This window comes from Eggerthella sp. 1_3_56FAA, assembly GCF_000185625.1.
Taxonomy (GTDB): Bacteria; Actinomycetota; Coriobacteriia; order Coriobacteriales; family Eggerthellaceae; genus Eggerthella; species Eggerthella lenta.
In genome coordinates this window covers 1-557 of record NZ_GL622603.1, presented here as the reverse complement: position 1 = coordinate 557, position 557 = coordinate 1, and the positions used below count along the sequence as shown (strand labels likewise).

Genomic DNA, 557 nt, shown 5'->3' with positions numbered 1-557 from the left:
GAGAAGCGCAGCAAGGGCGAGCCCGTCTGCATCGACGACGAGATCCCGTTCGATATCCCTGAAGGCTGGGAGTGGGCAAGGCTGGAGGGCATTACCACCTACATACAGCGCGGCAAATCGCCAAAGTACTCACTCGAAAAAAAATATCCCGTTGTCGCTCAGAAATGCAATCAATGGTCAGGGTTCTCGCTGGAGAGGGCGAAGTTCGTCGACCCGAACAGCGTTGCATCGTATGCCGAGGAGAGGCTGCTCGTTGACGGCGACCTGCTCTGGAACTCGACGGGGCTGGGCACCCTTGGCCGCATGGCCGTCTACGATTCGAACCAAAACCCTTACGGGTGGGCGGTTGCCGACAGCCACGTTACGGTCATCAGGACCGTGCCCGACTGGTTGCGCTACGAATATGCGTTCCTCTACTTTGCGGGCCCGTCGGTCCAATCCGTTATCGAGGATCAGGCGAGCGGTTCAACGAAGCAGAAGGAGCTTGCGCAAGAGACGGTGAAGAGGTACCTGATCCCCGTGCCGCCCCTCGCCGAGCAGCGCCGCATCGCCGAGCG

General features: G+C 60.1%; 1 protein-coding gene. It reads left to right on the top strand.

Annotated features, from left to right (window positions below; genetic code table 11):
* Nucleotides 1-557, top strand: a 557-nt coding sequence (locus HMPREF1023_RS14980) for a restriction endonuclease subunit S (protein WP_009307339.1), incomplete at both ends; no start/stop codon positions are given.